Annotated in this window: 20 protein-coding genes; 11 read left to right on the top strand and 9 right to left on the bottom strand. The window is 73.6% G+C overall.

The window, feature by feature from the left end; genetic code table 11:
* Positions 1-82 precede the first annotated feature (82 nt).
* The 7 genes from AVP42_RS09495 to AVP42_RS09465 all read left to right on the top strand — a co-directional run bounded on the left by AVP42_RS09495 (position 83) and on the right by AVP42_RS09465 (position 7,842).
* Positions 83-1,507 carry a threonine/serine exporter ThrE family protein gene (locus AVP42_RS09495; RefSeq protein WP_067948405.1) on the top strand — a complete coding sequence of 475 codons (1,425 nt, stop codon included), beginning with the start codon at positions 83-85 and terminating at the stop codon, positions 1,505-1,507.
* Positions 1,508-1,606: 99 nt separating this feature from the next.
* The gene (gene pyrE / locus AVP42_RS09490) at positions 1,607-2,176 is read left to right on the top strand and encodes an orotate phosphoribosyltransferase (protein ID WP_067948403.1); all 570 of its coding nucleotides are present in this window, start codon (positions 1,607-1,609) and stop codon (positions 2,174-2,176) included.
* The gene (locus AVP42_RS17035) at positions 2,173-4,977 is read left to right on the top strand and encodes a septum formation family protein (RefSeq protein ID WP_067948401.1); all 2,805 of its coding nucleotides are present in this window, start codon (positions 2,173-2,175) and stop codon (positions 4,975-4,977) included. Before pyrE ends, AVP42_RS17035 begins: the two co-directional genes overlap by 4 nt.
* Before the next feature lies 1 nt (position 4,978).
* Positions 4,979-5,953 (top strand): ribokinase, encoded by a 975-nt coding sequence (locus AVP42_RS09480; RefSeq protein WP_067948398.1) that lies wholly within the window; start codon positions 4,979-4,981, stop codon positions 5,951-5,953.
* Complete coding sequence (locus AVP42_RS09475; RefSeq protein ID WP_067948396.1) at positions 5,950-6,897, top strand: nucleoside hydrolase; 948 nt, start codon at positions 5,950-5,952, stop codon at positions 6,895-6,897. The genes AVP42_RS09480 and AVP42_RS09475 overlap by 4 nt, the downstream gene beginning before the upstream one ends.
* Before the next feature lie 11 nt (positions 6,898-6,908).
* Positions 6,909-7,088, top strand: coding sequence for a hypothetical protein (locus tag AVP42_RS09470; protein ID WP_067948394.1), 180 nt, complete (start codon positions 6,909-6,911; stop codon positions 7,086-7,088).
* A gap of 46 nt (positions 7,089-7,134) precedes the next feature.
* Complete coding sequence (locus AVP42_RS09465) at positions 7,135-7,842, top strand: CoA pyrophosphatase (RefSeq protein ID WP_067948392.1); 708 nt, start codon at positions 7,135-7,137, stop codon at positions 7,840-7,842.
* Positions 7,843-7,851: 9 nt separating this feature from the next.
* On the opposite strand, the gene AVP42_RS09460 is transcribed toward AVP42_RS09465, so the two are convergent.
* The 7 genes from AVP42_RS09460 to AVP42_RS09430 form a co-directional block, all read right to left on the bottom strand.
* Entirely contained in the window at positions 7,852-8,649 is a 798-nt protein-coding gene (locus AVP42_RS09460; protein ID WP_067948391.1) for an HAD-IIA family hydrolase, read from the bottom strand.
* A gap of 62 nt (positions 8,650-8,711) precedes the next feature.
* A complete protein-coding gene (locus AVP42_RS09455; RefSeq protein WP_067948389.1) occupies positions 8,712-9,056 on the bottom strand; it encodes a UBP-type zinc finger domain-containing protein in 345 nt (114 codons plus the stop codon).
* Positions 9,053-10,699 (bottom strand): FAD-dependent oxidoreductase, encoded by a 1,647-nt coding sequence (locus tag AVP42_RS09450; RefSeq protein ID WP_067948387.1) that lies wholly within the window; start codon positions 10,697-10,699, stop codon positions 9,053-9,055. The genes AVP42_RS09455 and AVP42_RS09450 overlap by 4 nt, the downstream gene beginning before the upstream one ends.
* Positions 10,700-10,748: 49 nt before the next feature.
* A complete protein-coding gene (locus AVP42_RS09445) occupies positions 10,749-11,408 on the bottom strand; it encodes a metal-dependent transcriptional regulator (protein WP_067948385.1) in 660 nt (219 codons plus the stop codon).
* Between the two features lie 5 nt (positions 11,409-11,413).
* Entirely contained in the window at positions 11,414-12,319 is a 906-nt protein-coding gene (locus AVP42_RS09440; RefSeq protein WP_067948383.1) for a metal ABC transporter permease, read from the bottom strand.
* 2 nt (positions 12,320-12,321) lie between these two features.
* Positions 12,322-13,107, bottom strand: a complete 786-nt coding sequence (locus AVP42_RS09435) for a metal ABC transporter ATP-binding protein (RefSeq protein WP_067948381.1) — start codon at positions 13,105-13,107, stop codon at positions 12,322-12,324.
* A complete protein-coding gene (locus AVP42_RS09430; RefSeq protein WP_067948379.1) occupies positions 13,104-14,021 on the bottom strand; it encodes a metal ABC transporter substrate-binding protein in 918 nt (305 codons plus the stop codon). Before AVP42_RS09430 ends, AVP42_RS09435 begins: the two co-directional genes overlap by 4 nt.
* A gap of 139 nt (positions 14,022-14,160) precedes the next feature.
* On the opposite strand from AVP42_RS09430, the gene AVP42_RS09425 reads away from it, so the two are divergent.
* Both AVP42_RS09425 and AVP42_RS16420 read left to right on the top strand, forming a co-directional pair.
* Positions 14,161-14,772: an RNA methyltransferase gene (locus AVP42_RS09425; protein WP_231878599.1), complete on the top strand. Its 612-nt coding sequence runs from the start codon at positions 14,161-14,163 to the stop codon at positions 14,770-14,772.
* A gap of 56 nt (positions 14,773-14,828) precedes the next feature.
* Positions 14,829-15,503, top strand: coding sequence for a TetR/AcrR family transcriptional regulator (locus AVP42_RS16420; RefSeq protein ID WP_067948375.1), 675 nt, complete (start codon positions 14,829-14,831; stop codon positions 15,501-15,503).
* Between the two features lie 10 nt (positions 15,504-15,513).
* Here the strand turns inward: AVP42_RS16420 and AVP42_RS09415 are convergent, their stop codons facing one another.
* Entirely contained in the window at positions 15,514-15,921 is a 408-nt protein-coding gene (locus AVP42_RS09415) for a DUF2256 and DUF3253 domain-containing protein (protein WP_067948373.1), read from the bottom strand.
* Between the two features lie 91 nt (positions 15,922-16,012).
* Between AVP42_RS09415 and AVP42_RS09410 the strand changes: the two genes are divergently transcribed.
* Entirely contained in the window at positions 16,013-17,032 is a 1,020-nt protein-coding gene (locus AVP42_RS09410) for a magnesium and cobalt transport protein CorA (RefSeq protein ID WP_067948371.1), read from the top strand.
* 32 nt (positions 17,033-17,064) lie between these two features.
* A complete protein-coding gene (locus AVP42_RS09405; protein ID WP_067948369.1) occupies positions 17,065-17,433 on the top strand; it encodes a DUF4440 domain-containing protein in 369 nt (122 codons plus the stop codon).
* A gap of 4 nt (positions 17,434-17,437) precedes the next feature.
* Here AVP42_RS09405 and argG read toward each other — a convergent pair whose 3' ends face one another.
* Complete coding sequence (gene argG, locus AVP42_RS09400; RefSeq protein ID WP_067948367.1) at positions 17,438-18,865, bottom strand: argininosuccinate synthase; 1,428 nt, start codon at positions 18,863-18,865, stop codon at positions 17,438-17,440.
* Positions 18,866-19,018: the final 153 nt, after the last annotated feature.

The following is a 19,018-nucleotide window of genomic DNA, read 5'->3' as shown; positions in this document are numbered from 1 at the left end:
GCACCGCCGATAGCGTGACGACACCCGAGCAGCTCGGGTCACCCCACGCGACCCGGGCCCGAGCGACTGACGGAGCGAGCGGATGCCCATCACCCCCACCCCACCCGAACGCCCCGACGCCGAGGGCGACGCCCACCGGGCGCCCGTCGACGACCCGGCCGTCCTGCGCACCTTCCTGCTCGGTCTCGCCGAGGGCATGACGGCCTCCCAGGAGTCGGTGGACCGGATCCGCGCCGACGTCGTGCAGATCGCGCGTGCCTACGGCCTCGACGACGTCGACCTGGTCGTGCTGCCCACGATCGCGTTCGTGCAGACGGGCCGCGGCGACACCGCACGCGTGGCGCTGAAGTCGGTGCAGGCGACGTTCCGCTTCGACCAGATCGCCGAGATGGGTCGGCTGCTGCGCGAGGCCCGCGAGGCGGCGATCTCGCCCGGCGACGGCATCCGTCGCCTCAACGAGATCGGCGCGATGCCGCCCACCCGGCACTGGTTCATGCGGACCCTCGGCCACGCCATGCTCACCGCCGGGCTCGCGCTGCTCCTCGCTCCGAGCTGGCAGGCCGCGGTCGTCGGCTTCGTCCTGGGCGCGCTCATCGGCGTGGCGAAGCTCGTGCGCTCGCAGACGCTGACGCTCGTCCTGCCCATCGTCGCGTCCTTCGTGTGCGCGCTCATCGTCTTCCTCCTCGCGCCGTACGTCGAGCTCGGCGACCCGCTGCGCGTGCTCATCGCGCCACTGGCCACCTTCCTGCCCGGCGCCCTCCTCACCACGGGCGTGCGCGAGCTCGCGGCCGGGCAGATGGTCGCCGGGACGTCGCGGCTGGGCGCGGGCCTCGTCCAGCTCGGCCTGCTCGCGTTCGGCATCCTGACGGCCGGCACGGTGGTGGGCGTCGGCAACGAGGACTACCTCCCGCTCGACGCGTCCACGACGCTGCCGTGGTGGGTCGCCGGCATCGGCCTCGCCCTGTACGGCCTCGGCAACTACCTCCACTTCGCCGCCCCCGGTCGCAGCTACGGCTGGGTGCTCCTCGCGCTCGTGGTGGCGTACGGGGCGCAGCAGCTCGGCGCCCTGGCCTTCGGCTCGGCGGTGAGCGGGCTCATCGGCGCGCTCGTCGTCACGCCGTTCGTGCTGTGGATCGAGGACCTGCGCCGCGGCGGCGTGCCGTCGCAGATGATCTTCCTCCCGGCCTTCTGGGTGCTCGTGCCCGGGGCGTCGGGCGTGATCGGCGTCACGGAGGGCGCGGTCGCCGCCTCCGCCGGCATCGCCGACTTCTCGGCCGCGTTCGTCACGGTCATGTCGATCTCGCTGGGCGTGCTCATCGGCTCGGCGCTCTACCGGTTCATGCGACGCAGCGCGCAGGAGCTCTCCGAGTTCCACATCGACCTGCCCACGGTGCTCGCGCCGTCCGACGAGCCCGTGCTCTCGCGCATCGCGGAGGCCACGACGACCCGTTCCTCACGGCGGCGCGACGAGGAGCGCCGGGAGGGCGAGCACCGCGACGGTCGCTGAACGGATGCCGCAACCGGGCCGTCCGCCCGTGCCCGGCGGCCCACGAGCCCCGAGAATCCGACCCCGCGGCACTCAGGGACCACGACGTAGAGTATTCGGGTGACTTCCCGGAACCCCCAGTCCGCCGAGGCCCGCCGACAGCTCATCGAGTTCATCTCGAGCGAGGCGGTGTTCCACGGCGACTTCACGCTCACCAGCGGCAAGAAGGCCACGTACTACGTCGACCTCCGCAAGGTGAGCCTCGACCACCGCGTGGCGCCGCTGATCGGGCAGGTCATGCTCGACCTCATCGCCGAGGTTCCGGAGGTCGCCGCCGTCGGCGGCATGACGATGGGAGCCGACCCGATCGCCACCGCGGTCCTGCACCAGGGTGCGGCCCGCGGGCTCGCCTACGACGCCTTCGTCGTGCGCAAGGAACCGAAGGACCACGGCCGCGGCAAGCAGGTCGAGGGGCCGGATGTCGCCGGCAAGCGGGTCATCGTGCTCGAGGACACCTCGACCACCGGGGGCTCGCCGCTCAAGGCGATCGAGGCCCTGCGCGCCGTGGGCGCGGAGGTCGCCGCGGTCGCGGTCGTCGTCGACCGCGACACGGGCGCACGCGAGGTCATCGAAGCCGCGGGGGTTCCCTACCTCGCGGCCATCGGATTGAAGGATCTGGGACTGTCATGAACCGACGCGACGGACGCCACGACTCGGACGACATGAACGACGCCGACTGGCTGCTCAGCCAGCTGGGCAGCGGCCGTCGCCCCGACCTCGAGGGCCGCCAGGCTCCCCAGCCGCCCGTCGCACCGCCCCAGCAGCCGGCCGAGCCGGTCTCCCCGCCGCCCATGGAGCGACCCCGCCGCCGCAGCGAGGAGTCGCTCGACTGGTTCTCGCTCGCCGACGCCCAGTCCGAGACGGATGCCGCGACGCGGGAGCTTCCCGTCGTGGGCGAGCCGCTTCCGCCGCGCGCGGAGCCGCCGCGGCAGGCGCCCGCTCCGACGTGGGAGCCGCAGGCCCCGGCGTGGAACCAGCCTCCCGGCTGGGACGACCGCCGACCTCCGGCGACGCCGCGCGACCCGCAGCGGCCCGACGACCGGCTCACGTCGGTCGAGCCGCCCGTGGGCGGGGCGCCCGTGCCGCCGGCCTTCGGCGGCCCGCAGGCACCGCCGCCCGGCCCGGTCACCCCGCCGGCGAACTTCGCCCTGACCTGGGGCGAGCAGCCCATCGAGACCGAGGACGGTCTCCGTGCGGCGTTCCGCCAGCTCTCGGACCCCGCGGAGCCGCCGCCGCAGCGACCCCGCGACGACCGGCGCCCGGTCGAGCCGCACCGCGACGAGCCTCCGCTCGACCCGCGCGACGTGCCGGGATCGGCCGACTCCCCGTTCGCGGGGTTCACGCCGCCTCCGGTCGCCCGGCAGTCCTTCACCCCGGTGACCCCGCCCGCGGGCACCGCCTTCCCCGCGGCCCGGACCGATTTCGACGACCAGCTCTGGTCGGCGCTCAACGAGGACCCGGCGGCCGCCGGTGCGGCCACGCGCGACGACCGGGTTCCCGCATCCGACGATGGCCGGGGCTACTCCGACGAGCAGGCCTACGCCGACGCGTCGGGCCAGTACGACGACCACGAGTTCGACCAGCCGGGGTACGACCCGCGGGCGCACGAGCCGCAGGGCTGGGACCAGCAGGCGTACGACCAGCAGGGCTACGCCCAGCCGGGCTATGACCAGCAGGGCTACGACCAGCAGGGCTACGACCAGCAGGGTTCCGACACGCGGGCCTACGACCAGCAGGGTTCCGACACGCGGGCGTACGACCAGCAGGGCTGGGACCAGCGGGCCGCCGCCGAGCCGGTTCAGGACGAGCAGGCGTATGCCCAGCAGGGTTGGGACCAGCGGACCCCGGGCGAGCACGCGTACGACGACCACGCCGACGACCAGCAGGGCTGGGATGACCAGCGGGCCGCGGGCGAGCGGGTTCCGGACGAGCCGGCGTACGACCGGCAGGGCTGGGACCAGCAGGACCGTGATCACCAGGGCTCCGACCGGGACGGCTGGGGCCGGCAGGAGTACGACCGGGAGGCTCGGTACGACGAGCCCCGCTCCGAGCAGCCCGCGTACGACGAGCAGGACGGCTCGCCCATGGCGCGCGAGATGGCGCAGGCCGGCTACTTCTGGAACCTCACCCCCGACCCGACGGCGCCCGATCCCAAGGCCCCGGTCGAGGACGACCGGCCGGGTCCCCGCCGACGCGGGGCGTCCGACTCCGACTCCGACGCCGCACCGGCCGGACGGTCGCGCGACGACCGGGATGCGCGCTCCGGAGACGACGACCGTTCCCCTGAGCCGTACCCCGCGGTCGACCAGTGGGATCCCATCCCCGACGACGGCATCGCGGATGACGCGGACGTGCCCTCCGACCCGCGTGAGGCCGAGTACGGCGATCGCGACCACCGGGACGATCGCGAGTACCGGGACGACCTCGAGTACCGGGACGATCGCGAGTACCGGGACCCCCGCGACGAGTGGGCGGATGCGCCGTACGACCGCGACGACCGCCGCGACCCCCGGGACGACCGCGCCCGCGGATTCGCGTACGACGGCCCGCACGACCGGGACGCCGTCGACGACGAGAGCGATGACGACGGCCTCGCCTCGCTGTTCGGCGGTGCCGGCTTCGGCGCCACGGCGCCGACCCCCCTCGTCGGTGGTGCTGCGGCACAGCGCGATCGCGACGTCGACCCGTACGACGCCCGCGACGACCGATACGCCCGAGACGACCAGTACGGCGCCTACGCGCGCGATGACCGGTACGGCCGCGATGACGATCGGTACGACCGGTACGGCCGCGATGACGACCGGTACGCCCGCGGTGACCGCGGCGGTCGGGGCGGCCCGGCGGCACCGCGGACGCGGGACGACGACGACGACCGGGGCGGGCGTTCGCCGGTGAAGCTCCTCGCGTGGATCGCGGGCGGCCTCGCCGCCGTGCTCCTCGTGGTCGCGGGTATCGCGTTCGGCGCCCAGCTGCTCCGAGGCGGAGGAGATGAGACCGCCGACGGCGGAGCCGGCGGGGCGACGGAACCCACGGCCATGCAGCCGCCGGGTACGTACGCCTGGAACGAGCTCTTCGGCGGCGAGTGCCTCGAGCCGTTCGAGGGTCCGTGGGCCGAGGAGTTCACGGTGATCGACTGCGCGACGCCGCACGCCGCCCAGCTGGTGCTCCGCGGCGAGGTCTCCACCGACGAGGCGGCGCCCTTCCCCGGTGAGGCGGAGGTCGAGGCACAGGTCGCGGCCCTCTGCGGTGCCGAGAACGTCATCGACCCCGATATGGCGGCGATGGCCGGCGACCTGCAGGTCGAGGGGTCCTACCCGGTGACCGAGGAGCAGTGGGCCGCGGGCGAGCGCGACTTCTACTGCTTCGTCACCCGCCGCGGCGGTTCGCCGATCACCGCCGACGTGCAGGGCACGGCCGGGCAGCAGGGCTGACGTGGCCGAGGCGGGTCCCGCTGGTGGCGGGGGCCGGCACGGCGCCGTCGTCGTGTTCGGCTCGGTGAACGTCGACGCGACGAGCTACGTCGCGGACTTCCCGCGCCCCGGCGAGACCGTGCATTCCCGGGACTTCCGGGTGGCGCTCGGAGGCAAGGGGGCGAACCAGGCGGTCGCGGCGCACCTCGCCGGGGCCGGCGTGGAGCTCGTGGCCCGGCTCGGCGACGACGCGAACGCCGAGGTGGCTCGCGCCGCGTTCGCTCGGTTCGGGCTGCCGACGGACGCCGTGGGGGTCGTGCCCGGCGAACCGACGGGCATCGCGCAGATCACCGTCGCCGAGTCGGGCGAGAACACCATCATCGTCACGGCCGGCGCCAACGCGTCGTTCGACGCCGACGCGGTGCGGTCGGAGGCGGCTCGGCTCGACGGCGCCGCACTCGTGCTCACGCAGGGTGAGCTCCCGGTGCGCTCCATCGAGGCGATCGCGGCGGCGAGCGACGCCGCGGGCGTCCGCTTCGTGCTCAACCTCGCCCCGCCGGTTGCCGTCTCGCGGTCGGCCCTCGCGGTCGCCGATCCGCTGGTCGTGAACGTCCACGAGGCGCGCACGCTCGGCCTGGGCGAGGGGCTCGCCGATGACGCGTCGGCCGAGACGTGGCGGGATGCCGCGGCATCCGTCGTCGGTGCCCTGGCCCGCTCGATCGTGGTGACGCTCGGCGACCGCGGCGCCGTGGCCGCCGATGCGACCGGCTCGTGGAGCGTGGCGGCGCCGCGCGTCGCCGCGGTCGACACGACCGGGGCGGGGGATGCCGCGACCGGCATGCTCGCCGCGATGCTGGCCGAGGGACGCGCCCTGCCCGACGCGGTGCGCGCCGCCGTCGCCGCGGGCGCGCTCGCCGTCCAGGGGCGGGGCACCGTGGATTCCTATGCGGGCCGCGACGACGTGCTCGCGCTCGCCGACCGGACGGAGGCCGTGTGACCATTCCCGTGATCGTCGACTGCGACCCGGGCCACGACGACGTCATGGCGCTGTGGCTCGCGGCGGGCCACCCGGCGCTCGACCTCGTCGCGGTGACCACCGTCGGTGGCAACGTGCCGCTCGAGCACACGAGCCGGAACGCCCGCGTCGCGCTCGCCGTGGCCGGGGTGGGCGACGTGCCCGTCGCCGCGGGCGCGAGCGGGCCGCTCGCTCGCGAGCTGTCGACGGCCGAGTGGATCCACGGCGAGAACGGGCTCGGGGGGCCCGAGCTTCCCGACCCCGACACGTCCCCGACCCGCGTGCCGCTCGATCCGCGGAGTGCGACGGAGCTCATCGCCGACACGCTGGAGGCGGCATCCGAGCCGGTCGCCATCATCGCGACGGGGCCGATCACGAACGTCGCGATCTTCCTCCGCGAACGTCCGGACCTCGCGGACCGGGTGCGCGAGATCGTGTGGATGGGCGGCTCCACCGAGCGCGGCAACGTCACGCCGTACGCCGAGTTCAACGCCTGGGTCGACCCGGAGGCGCTCGACCGGGTGCTCGGCAGCGGCATCCGCTTCACGATGGTCGGGCTGAACGTGACGCACCGCGCGCTCGTGACCACCCGCGTGCGGGAACGGCTGGCGGCGGTGGGCAACCGCACCGCCGCGTTCGGCGACGAGCTGCTCGAGTTCTTCTGCCGCACCAACGACGAGGTGTTCGGCATGCCCGACGGTCCGCTGCACGACCCGGTGGCGGTGGCCGTGCTCGCCGACCCGGACGCGGTCGAGGTCGTGCACACCCGGCTGGACGTGGAGCTCGTCGGGTCCGAGACCGTCGGGGCGACGAGCGTCGACCTCGACGGCATGCTCGCCCGCGAACCGAATGCGAACGTGGCGGTCGGGCTCGACGTCGAGCGCTTCTGGGCCGCCGTCGAACTGGCCTACGGCCGGCTCGGCTGAGCGGAGCCGTCGTGGACTGGACGTTCTGGGTCGGCGGCGCGGTCATCGTCGTGCTCGTCATCGTGACGCAGGTGTTCCTGCACGAGAGCCGGTGGTCGCAGCGGTGGCGGCCGGAGGAGCCCGACGAGCGCGACGGGACGGACCGCTCGGATCCTCCGGGCGACGCCGACGGCCCGGGCGGCCGGTCGTAGGCGCCGCGGCATCGGGGATCACGGCCGCGCGGGCTACCCTCGACGGGTGACCTCACGCGACGACGCTTCCGCATCGGCGCGGGCGCAGCTCGCGGCGCTCGTCGACGACCCGGCCGTGCACGACCTCTGGCAGGCCGTGCGCGAGCCCGTCGGCGACGACGCGCGGCCCGCCGCGGTGCTCGTGCTGTTCGGCGTGCTCGACCACCTGCCGAGCGACCACGAGGCGCAGGCGCGCGCGGTCTCGCGCGACCTCGACGTGCTCCTGCTCGCGCGCGCGACCACGCTCCGCTCGCACGCGGGCCAGATCGCCTTCCCCGGCGGCCGCGTCGACGACGGCGAGGCCGGCCCGGTCGCCGCCGCGCTCCGGGAGGCGCGGGAGGAGACCGGGCTCGACCCGGCGGGCGTGGAGGTGCTCGGCACGCTCGGCGAGATCCCGCTCGCGTACTCCCGCCACGTGGTGACGCCGGTGCTCGGGTGGTGGGCGGCGCCGACGCCCGTCGCGCCCGTCGACCGGGCCGAGTCGTCCGCGGTCTTCCGCACCCCCGTCGCCGACCTGCTCGACCGGGCGAACCGGTGCACCACCGTCATCCGTCGCGACGACCGCGAGTGGCGCGGGCCCGGCTTCACCGTCACGGCGGGCGGGGCGGAGCGGCTGGTGTGGGGCTTCACGGGGCTCGTGCTCGACGCGATGTTCGACCGCCTCGGGTGGACCGAACCGTGGGACGCCGACCGGGAGCTCGAACTGCGCCCCTGACGGCGGCGGCTAGAGCTCGACCTCGACCGGCTCGGCCGGCACGAGCTCGGCCACTCCCGTGAGGATCTCGTCGGGCCGGAACGGGTACTTCTCGATCTCGGCCTGGTCGCTGATGCCGGTCATCACGAGGATCGTGTGCAGCCCGGCCTCGATGCCCGCGACGATGTCGGTGTCCATGCGGTCGCCGATCATCGCCGTGTTCTCGGAGTGCGCACCGATCTTGTTCAGCGCCGAGCGGAACATCATCGGGTTCGGCTTGCCGACCACGTACGGCTCCCGCCCGGTCGCCTTGGTGATGAGCGCGGCGATGGCGCCCGTGGCGGGCAGCGGGCCCTCGGCGGACGGGCCCGTGGCATCCGGGTTGGTGACGATGAACCGGGCGCCGTTGCCGATGAGGCGGATCGCCTTCGTGATCGCCTCGAACGAGTAGTTGCGGGTCTCTCCGACGACGACGAAGTCGGGGTTCGTCTCGGTCATCACGAAGCCCGCGTCGTGCAGCGCGGTGAGGATGCCGGCCTCGCCGATGACGAACGCGGTGCCGCCCGGCAGTTGCTGGTGGAGGAAGTCGGCCGTGGCGAGCGCCGAGGTCCAGATGCGATCTTCAGGAACGTTGAGCCCCGACGCGCGCAGGCGCGCCGACAGGTCTCGCGCGGTGAAGATCGAGTTGTTCGTGAGCACGAGGTACGGGGTGCCGGTGTCCTCCCAGTGCTGCAGCAGCGCGGCCGCGCCGGGCAACGCGTGGTTCTCGTGCACGAGCACGCCGTCCATGTCGGTGAGCCAGGACTCGACCTCATCACGCTTCGCCATGCGCACAGCCTAGGCCGCGCAGATCACAGCCCGATGAACAGCGGATGCCGCGGGCCGGCCCCTCACCCCCGGTGCAGCAGCGACTTCCAGTCGGGCGGCACCTTGCCCTCGGGGCCGGGGGCGGGCTGGTCCTCGGGCCGGGAGAACGGCGGGCTGAGCGGGACCCGCCGCGCCGACGCGCCGGCCTTGTAGTCCCAGAACCAGTCTTCGCCGGGTTCGAACGAGGTCGCGACGGCGTGCCCGGCGTCGCGGGCGTGGCGGCTCGCGTGCTGCTCGGGCGACGAGTCGCAGCATCCGACATGGCCGCACTCGACGCAGCGACGCAGGTGCCACCACCATCCGCCGCCTTCGAGGCATTCGACGCAGCCCGTGCCGGAGGGCGGCGGAGCCGTCTGCTGGTCGGTCATGCGTACACCTCCGTGGTCGCGAGCGCCTGGTGGACCGAGGCGACGGCGCTCGAGCCCTCGCCGACGGCCGCCGCGACGCGCTTCATGGATCCGCGGCGCACGTCGCCGGCGGCGAAGACGCGCGGCACCGAGGTCTCGAACGGCAGCGGCATCCGGCCGAGGTCGCGCCAGCCGTCGCCGAGCGCGACCACGTCGGCGCCCGTGCGAAGGAAGCCGTGCTCGTCGCGTTCGAGCCCGGCGAGCCAGTCCGTCGCGGGCACGGCGCCGATGAAGCAGAAGAGTCCCGTGCAGTCGACGGTCTGCTCCGTCGTGCCGCGGAGCGTGACGGCGGTGAGGCGGTCCTCGCCGTGCAGGGCCGTGACCTGGGTGCCGGTGTGCACCTCGATGCGGGGATCCTCCCGGATGCGGTCGACGAGGTAGCTCGACATCCGCTCGGACAGGTCGTTCGAGCGGACCACGAGGCGGACCCGGCACGAGTTCGCGGCGAGGGCGAGCGCCGCCTGGCCGGCCGAGTTGGCCCCGCCGACGACGACCACGTCGGACCCCGCGACCTGCCGGAGCTCGAGGGCCGTCGCGGCGTGGTGGATGCCGGCGCCCTCGAAGTCGTCCCACCGCTCGAGAGGGAGGCCGCGGTAGGCGACGCCGGTCGTGACGACGACGGCGCGGGCGCGCACGATCGCTCCGTCGGCGAGGAGGAGGCGGTGCACGCCGCCCTCGGGGTCGAGGCGCACGACCGGACACGGCGCCGCGATCCGCACGCCGAACTTGAACGCCTGGAGCGACGCCTGCGAGGTGAGGGCGTCACCGCTCACGCCGAACGGGAAGCCGAGGTAGTTCTCGATGCGCGAGGTCGTCGCCGACTGGCCGCCGGGGGCGACGGCATCGAGGAGCACGGTGCGCAGGCCCTCGGACGCGCCGTAGATCGCCGCGGCGAGCCCCGCCGGCCCGGCGCCCACGACCGCGAGGTCGAACTCGAGGTCGTCGTCGGCGGTGTAGGCGAGCCCGAGCATCTCCGCGATGCGGCCCGGCGTGGCGTTGTGCACCGGCTCGCCCTGCACGAACGCGACGGGCAGGTGCTCGCGCGTGAAGCCGTGCGACCACACGTCGTGGTCGAGGGCCGGGTCGTCGACGTCGACCCAGGTGTGGGCGAGCTCGAGTCGCTCGGCGTAGCGGCGGAGCGCCATCGACTCGGGCGAGCCCGTCGAGCCCACGATCTTCAGGGTCCACGCCGCCGGCCCGTGCCGCAGGAGTTCGCGGCGCGCCCACAGCGTGCGCAGCATGAGGTCGCACAGCTCGTCGTCCTCGGCCATCAGGCGCTGGAGCGCGTCGTGGTCGACCCGCAGCACGCGGCCCGGCTGGGTGACGCGCGAGGTGAGGAACGCGCGCTGCCCGTTCAGCAGCCCGAGCTCGCCGACGAAGGTGCGGGGCCCGAGCACCGCGAGCCGGGTCTCCTCGGTCCACGAGAGCGCGTCGCGGACCACCTCGACCTCGCCCTCCTCGACGAGGATCAGGTCGTACCAGCGGTCTCCGGTGCGGAACAGGACATCGCCGACCTCGGTGGCCTGGGGCACGCCGTAGCGACGCAGCCGATCCCATTGGGCATCGGTGAGTTCGGGCCTGATCTTCTGCTTGGTGCGACCCATGTGGCCATCCTCGCCCACGATGTGCGCGAGCGGGAGGGGGTCGGACGAATCAGGCGGTGATCCAGATGCCCGCGGCGGCGGCGCGAGCGATGGTCCGGCCGGTGTCGCCCACGGTCACGGTGACCGCTGCGGGGTCGGCGGCATCCGTCACCCGCAGTTCGCTGCCCGGCCCGACGCCGGCGCCGTCGAGCTCGCGGAGCACCGCCGGGTCGCGGTCGCTGATGCGGATGACGCGGCCCACGTGCCCGGCGACCGCCTCGTCGAGGCGCACCGAGGGCTCGGAGACCAGGCTGCCGTCGGCGGCGGGGATGGGGTCGCCGTGCGGGTCGCGCTCCGGTCGCCCGAGCCGCTCGTCGATGGCCTCGAGCAGGCGGTCGGAGACGGCGTGCTCGAGGATCTCGGCCTCGTCGTGGACCTCGTCCCACGCGTAGCCCATCTCGCGCACGAGCCACGTCTCGATGAGCCGGTGGCGGCGCACGACGGCGAGGGCGCGGGCGCGCCCGGCATCCGTCAACCGGATGGCGCCGTAGGGCACGTGCTGCACGAGCCCCTGCGCGGCCATTTTCTTCACCATCTCGGTGACCGACGACGGCGCGACGCCGAGGGCGGCGGCGAGTCCGGACGGCGTGATGGGCTCGGACTGCCACTCGGTGTGCGCGTAGACCGTCTTGAGGTAGTCCTCGACGGCGGGGCTGGCGGAGGCGGGCATCGGCCTCACCCTACCCGCGCGGGGTCGGGCTGCGAGACCGCGGCCGCCGTGGCCGCACGACGCCGTCGCGCGGCGAGCACCCGGCGCCCGACGACGCCGTGCCGGGGAGCGAAGAGGTAGGCGAGCGCGAACGCGACGCCCATCGTGAGCACGACCATGCCGCCGGATGCCGCGTCGAGGTAGTAGCTCGCGTAGATGCCGACGATCGCGCAGACCGCGGCGATCGCGGGCGCGATCACGAGCATGCGCGCGAAGCGGTCGGTGAGCAGGTAGGCGGTCGCGCCCGGGATGATGACCATGGCGACGACGAGCACGACGCCGACGGCCTGCAGCGCGACCACGACCGTGAGCGCCAGCAGCGCCAGCAGCAGCGCGCCCAGCGCCTTGGGGTTCAGGCCGATCGCGTGCGCGTGGGTGGGGTCGAACGCGTACAGCGTCAGGTCGCGCCGCTTCAGCACGAGGATGGCGAGGGTGACGGCGCCGAGCACGAGCACCTGCACGAGGTCGGCGGCGCTGACGCCGAGCAGGTTGCCGAAGAGGATGTGCCCGAGGTCGGTCTGGCTGGGCACGACCGAGATGAGCACGAGGCCGAGCGCGAAGAGGGTCGTGAAGACCACCCCGATCGCCGCGTCGCCCTTCACCCGGCTCGTCGCACGGACGAGGAAGATGAGCGCCACCGCCCCGAGCCCGAACACGAGCGCGCCCACCGCGAACGGCGTGCCGAGCAGGTACGCCAGCACGACGCCCGGCAGCACGGCGTGGGAGACGGCGTCGCCCATGAGCGACCATCCGATGAGCACGAGCCAGCAGCTCAGCACGCCGCAGACGATCGCGGCGGTGACCGTGACGAGGAACGCGCGCTGCATGAAGTCGTAGCCGAGCGGCTCGAGCAGGAAGTCGACGACGGGCATGGTCAGTCCTCCGAACGGCCGGTGAGGTCGAGGCCGAACGCGCGCGCGAGCTGCTCGGGCTGCAGCGCCTCGTCGGGGCTGCCGTGCAGCAGCACGCGACGCAGCAGCAGGATCACCTCGTCGGCGAGCCGGGGCAGCGCCTCGAGGTCGTGCGATGACACGAGCACGGTCGCGCCGCCGGCCGCGAGCTCGCGGAGCAGTTCGCTGATCGTGCGCTCGCTCGGCCGGTCGACGCCCGCGAACGGCTCGTCGAGCAGCAGCACGTCGGCGCCCTGGGCGAGGCCGCGCGCCACGAACGCGCGCTTGCGCTGGCCGCCCGACAGCGCGCCGATGCGCCGGTCCGCGAGGTCGGCGAGCTCGACGCGCTCGAGGGCCTCGGCGACCGCCGCCCGGTCGGCGGGGCGGGGCCGCCGGGTGAAGCCCTGGTAGCCGTATCGGCCCATCATCACGACGTCGTGCACGCTGAGCGGGAACGCCCAGTCGACCTCCTCGCTCTGCGGCACGTACCCGACCACGCCCGCCCGCCGGGCCTGTCGCGGAGTGCGTCCCGCGATCGCGACGCTGCCGCGGTCGGGATGCACCGTGCCCATGATCGCCTTGAACAGCGTCGACTTGCCCGATCCGTTCATGCCGATGAGTCCGCACACGGTGCCGCGCCGGAGCGTGAGGCTCACGTCGTCGAGCGCGAGCACATCGCCGTAGTGCACCGTGAGGCCGTGCACCTCGAGGGCCGGGGCCTCGTCGCCGGCCGGGGCGTCGGGTCGAGCGGATGCCGCGGGCCCGGTCATCGCGCGCCGCCCGTGAGTCCGTCGGTGATGACCTCGACGTCGTGCCGCAGCAGGTCGAGGTAGGTGGGCACCGGCCCGCCCGGCTCGGAGAGCGAGTCGACGTAGAGGACGCCGCCGAATGCGGCATCCGTCGCCTCGACGACCTGCTGCATGGCCTCGTCGGACACCGTCGACTCGCAGAACACCGCCGGCACCCCCAGGTCGTCGACGAACTCGATGGTGCGCGCGATGGACTTCGGGGTGGCCTGCTGCTCGGCGTTCACGGCCCAGAGGTACTGCTCGGTGAGCCCGGCGTCGCGGGCGAGGTAGGAGAAGGCGCCCTCGCAGGTGACGAGCGCGCGCTGCGACTCGGGCAGCGCCGCGAGCTCGGCCACGAGCTCGTCGTGGACCGCCTGCAGTTCGGCGCCGTACGCCTCGGCGTTCGCGGCGAACTCGTCGGCGTGCTCGGGGGCCAGCTCGGCGAACGCCTCGGCCATGTTGTCGGCGTAGACCTGGACGTTCAGCGGCGACATCCACGCGTGCGGGTTCGGCAGGCCCTCGGCGGAGCCGTCGGCGATCGGGATGGGCTCGACGCCCTCGCTGACGACGACGTGCGGCACGTCGAGCCCCTCGACGAACTGCGCGAACCACGCCTCGAGGTTCAGCCCGTTGTCGAGGATCAGGTCGGCCCCGGCCGCCCGGCGCAGGTCGCCCGGGGTGGGCTCGTACCCGTGGATCTCGGCGCCGACCTTCGTGATCGACTCGACGCGGAGGCGGTCGCCCGCGACCTCCTCGGCGATGTCGGCCAGCACGGTGAAGGTCGTCAGGACGACGGGGCGGTCGTCGCCCTCGCCGTTCGCGGCCGAGCCGCTGCACCCGCTCAGCGCGAGTGCGGCGGCGGTGAGCAGGGCGGCGACGGCGGCACCTTTCGGCATACCGAAATCGTACCGGATTTTCGGTGTACCGAAACCGGCGTTCCGCGTCGACCGCGGCGGCTAGCGTAGGGGCGTGGGCGACGAGCGAACGGATGCCACGGGCGGAGCGGTCGGCGACGACGCGCACCCCGAGCCGCAGCTGCCGCTGCACGGCGTCGGCCCGTGGCCCGGCGGGCGCGAGGCGTGGCCCGCCGACGAGCGGTACGACCCGGAGCTCCTCGAGCACGGCGACCGCCGCAACGTGGTCGATCGATACCGGTACTGGCGACTCGACGCGATCGTGGCCGACCTCGACACGAGCCGGCATCCGTTCCACGTGGCCATCGAGAACTGGCAGCACGACCTCAACATCGGCTCCATCGTCCGCACCGCCAACGCGTTCGCCGCCGAGACCGTGCACATCGTCGGGCGGCGCCGCTGGAACCGGCGCGGCGCGATGGTCACCGATCGCTACCAGCACCTCCTGCACCACCCGGAGGTCGCCGACCTCGTCGCCTGGGCACGCGCCGAAGGCCTGCCGATCGTCGCCGTCGACAACGTCGAGGGCTCGCAGCCCGTCGACACCGCCGACCTGCCCGAACGCTGCATCCTGCTCTTCGGCCAGGAAGGACCGGGGCTCAGCCCCGAGGCGCTCGCCGCCGCCGACCTCGCCGTCGAGATCACGCAGTACGGCTCCACCCGATCGATCAACGCCGCCGCCGCGGCCGCGATCGTGATGCACGAGTGGGTCCGACGGCACGCCCGGCACTGACCCGCGCCATCCGCCGGCAGTGTTGGCCGCGCGGACAAGACCACTACGATGGGCGCGTGGCCACCCGACTCGATCCGGCGCAGCGACGCGAGCAGATCCTCGCGGCGACGCTGCGGCTCGTCGCCCGCGACGGGTTCGCGCGCGTCACCCTCCGCGACGTGGCCGCCGAGGTCGGCGTCGTGCACGGCCTCATCCGCCACTACTTCGCCACCCGGGAGCAGCTCGTCGCCGCCGCGTTCGACGCGGCCGTGCTCGGCGAGCTTCGCGCCGACGCCGAGGTCGAGGAAGGCCTCGAACCGGTCGCCGCGCTCGCCGACTGGCTCTCGACCACGCCGCGCGGCCACTACCTCGTGTGGATCGACGCGTGGAGCGAGGCGCCCCGCAATCCCGAGCTGCACGCGGCGCTCACGCGCCATCACCGCGACTCCGACCGGCACCTCGCGGGCGTCATCCAGCGCGTGGTCGACGCCGGCCACGCCACCAGCGCCGATCCCGCCGCCGACGCGCGCATGCTCACCGCACTCGTCGACGGCGTCGCCGTGCAGCACCACGCGATCGGGCTGATCGACGAGGCCGAAGCCGACCGCATCGTCTTCCGCGCCGCCGAGGAGCACCTGAAGATGCAGCCCGGCGCGCTGTCGCGCACGCGGCCCACGCCCACCCGCGGGCTCTGGGCCACGCCGCCGGCCGCCGCCGGCGCCCCGGTCGCGGTCGCCGAACCCGGCGACTGAGCACGCGCGCTCAGCGCGGTGCGCGGCGGATGCGGATGGGCCCCTTCGCCGTCGACGGGTCGACCACCTGCCCGCGCTGCGTGATCTCGACCTCGCCCGCGGCCACGAGCCGCCGCGCGGCCCGCCGCGCCGGCTCCATCAACTCGCGCCACCTGTCATCGCCGCCGATGCGCCGCGCCGCCTCCGAGGGGCAGATCGTCGCGCATGCCGCCCGCTGGGCGAGGAGCGCCCGGATCTCCTCCTCGAGCTGCCGATCGACCGCCCGGACGCCGCGCCGACGGCACGCGTCGCTGCAGTGGCGCACCGCATCCCAGTCCCGCGCCCACTTCGCACGCCACTCGATGCGGCGGCCGCACGACGCGCACGTCCGCTCGTCGACGGATGCCGCGGCATCCGCCCCGCCCCGCTGCCGACCCATGCCACGCAGCCTGCCCCGCCCACCCGCGCGTTCGCTGAGCGCCCCGGCGCGCCCGGCACCCGCCGCCGCCGTGCCGCCCCACACTGGACGCGTGCCGCTCATCGACAACGCCGTCTACCGCGACGGACACCGGGTCGCGAACCCGCCCACCCTCCAGGAGACGTTCGAGACGCTCGCCGAGCACCCGGGCGGATTCGCCTGGATCGGGCTGTACCGGCCGACCCCCGACGAGCTCGCGGCGCTCGTGGACGAGTTCGGGCTGCATCCGCTCGCCGCCGAGGACGCCGCGAAGGGCCACCAGCGCGCCAAGCTCGAACGCTACGGCGACACGCTCTTCGTCGTCCTGCGGCCCGCCCGGTACCTCGACGCGACCGAGGAGGTCGAGTTCGGCGAGCTGCACGTATTCGTCGGCACGAACTTCGCCGTCACCATCCGGCACGCCGAGGCGCCCGACCTCGCCCGGGTGCGCCGACGGCTCGAGGCGGCCCCCGAGCTGCTCGCGCGGGGCACGGAGGCCGTGCTCTACGCCGTGCTCGACGAGGTCGTCGACGAGTACGCGCCGGTGCTCGCCGGCCTCGAGAACGACATCGACGAGATCGAGCAGCAGCTCTTCGACGGCGACCCGGCCGTGACGCGCCGCATCTACGACCTCGCCGCCGAGGTCATGGACTTCCAGCGAGCGACGCGCCCGCTCGTCGGCATGTTCGAGGCCCTCGAGCGCGGCTTCGAGAAGTACCGCGTCGACCTCGAACTCCAGCGGTACCTGCGCGACGTGCTCGACCACGTGCTCCGCATCGTCGACCGCGGCGAGGCGTACCGGCAGCTGCTGCAGAACGCGCTCGCCGTGCACTCGACGCTCGTCACCCAGCGGCAGAACGACGAGATGCAGCGCCTCACCGAGACGAGCCTCCGGCAGAGCGAAGAGGTCAAGAAGATCTCCAGCTGGGCGGCGATCATCTTCGCGCCCACCCTCATCGGCACCGTGTACGGCATGAACTTCCGGCACATGCCCGAACTGGAGCATCCGCTCGGCTACCCCGCCGCGCTGCTCGCCATGGTCGCGCTCGCGGTCGGACTCTACGTCGTCTTCAAGCGCCGCAACTGGCTCTAGGTCGACCCCGGCCGGGCCGGTAGCGTGGCCGCATGACCGAGATCACCGATGATCTGCCCGCCCGCCTGCTGCACGAGGAGCACGCCGGATGGCGCGCCATCCTCGCCGGACACGGGGGAGCGCACTACACCCGCGCGATGACGCGTGACGGGATCATGATCGTCGAGGGCGCCGCGCTCGGTCGCGACGACATGATGCGGGCCTTCGCCAGCGCGCCCCCGTGGGACTCCTACGAGATCCACGAGCCCGCGGTCGTGCGCCTGGGCGAGCACGCCGGCATCCTCGCCTACCGGGCCGTCGCCCGTCGCGGCGACGAGGTGGCGAACCTGCGGATGTCGACCACCTACCTGTACGACGACGGGGCGTGGCACGTGGCCGCGCACCAGCAGACGCCGGCCTGACGCGTCAGTCGGTGCCGAGGTCGAACGCGGCGGCCTCGTTCGCGGCATCCGTCGCGGCATCGAGGTCGGTCTCGGCCTCGCCCGCGAGGATCTCCGCCGCGCGGCCCGCGGCGATCTCGCCCACGAGCTGCGCGGTCGCGCCGCCGACGATGCCGAGCTGCGCGTACTGCTCGAGACGCGCGCGCGAGTCGGCGATGTCGAGGTTGCGCATCGTGAGCTGGCCGATCCGGTCCTCCGGACCGAACGCCTGGTCGCCGACGCGCTCCATCGAGAGCTTGTCAGGGTGGTAGCTCAGTGCCGGGCCGCTCGTGTTCATGATCGTGTAGTCGTCGCCGCGGCGCAGGCGCAGCGTGACCTCGCCCGTGACGGCCGAGGCGACCCACTTCACGATCGACTCCCGCAGCATGAGCGACTGCGGGTCGAGCCAGCGGCCCTCGTACATGAGACGGCCGAGGCGGCGACCCTCGTTGTGGTAGCTCGCGACGGTGTCCTCGTTGTGGATCGCGTTGAGCAGCCGCTCGTACGTGATGTGCAGCAGCGCCATGCCGGGGGCCTCGTAGATGCCGCGCGACTTCGCCTCGATGATGCGGTTCTCGATCTGGTCGCTCATGCCGAGCCCGTGGCGGCCGCCGATGCGGTTCGCTTCGAGCACGAGCTCGACCGGGTCGTCGAACTCGACGCCGTTGATGGCCACCGGGCGACCCTCGACGTAGCGGACTGTGACGTCTTCAGGCTCGATCGCGACCGACTCGTCCCAGAAGCGGACGCCCATGATCGGCTCGACGATCGTGATGCCCGCGTCGAGGTCCTCCAGCTTCTTGGCCTCGTGCGTGGCACCCCAGATGTTGGCATCGGTCGAGTACGCCTTCTCGACCGAGGCGCGGTAGGGCAGGTCGCGCGCCTGCATCCACTCGCTCATCTCCTTGCGGCCGCCGAGCTCGGTGACGAACGCGCTGTCGAGCCACGGCTTGTAGATGCGCAGGCGCGGGTTCGCGAGCAGCCCGTAGCGGTAGAACCGCTCGATGTCGTTGCCCTTGTAGGTCGAGCCGTCGCCCCAGATGTCGACGCCGTCCTCCATCATGGCGCGCACGAGCAGCGTGCCCGTGACCGCGCGACCGAGGGGCGTGGTGTTGAAGTACGTCTTGCCGCCGCTGCGGATGTGGAACGCGCCGCACTGCAGCGCGACGAGCCCCTCCTCGACGAGCGCGGTCTTCACGTCGACCAGGCGGCTCAGCTCGGCGCCGTACTCGAGCGCGCGACCGGGCACCGCCTCGACGTCGGGCTCGTCGGGCTGGCCGAGGTCGGCGGTGTAGGTGCAGGGGACGGCGCCCTTCTCACGCATCCACGCGACCGCCACGGAGGTGTCGAGACCTCCCGAGAAGGCGATGCCGACGCGTTCGCCGGCGGGCAGGGAGGTGAGGACCTTCGACATGGCCTCAAGCCTACGGGAGCCGCGGATTGCTCGCGTTCGCGTGACGAGCGGCGGCCCGGGGCCGGAAAACGGATGCCGCGTCCGCGCCGATGTCCCCCGGACGGGGGTGGTCGTGGGTAGGCTCGCCCTCACCGGTCGCGCAGCGCCATCGTC

Origin of the sequence: Agromyces sp. NDB4Y10 (assembly GCF_001620055.1) — a bacterium.
GTDB lineage: Bacteria > Actinomycetota > Actinomycetes > Actinomycetales > Microbacteriaceae > Agromyces > Agromyces indicus.
This window is presented reverse-complemented; position numbering and strand designations above follow the sequence as displayed.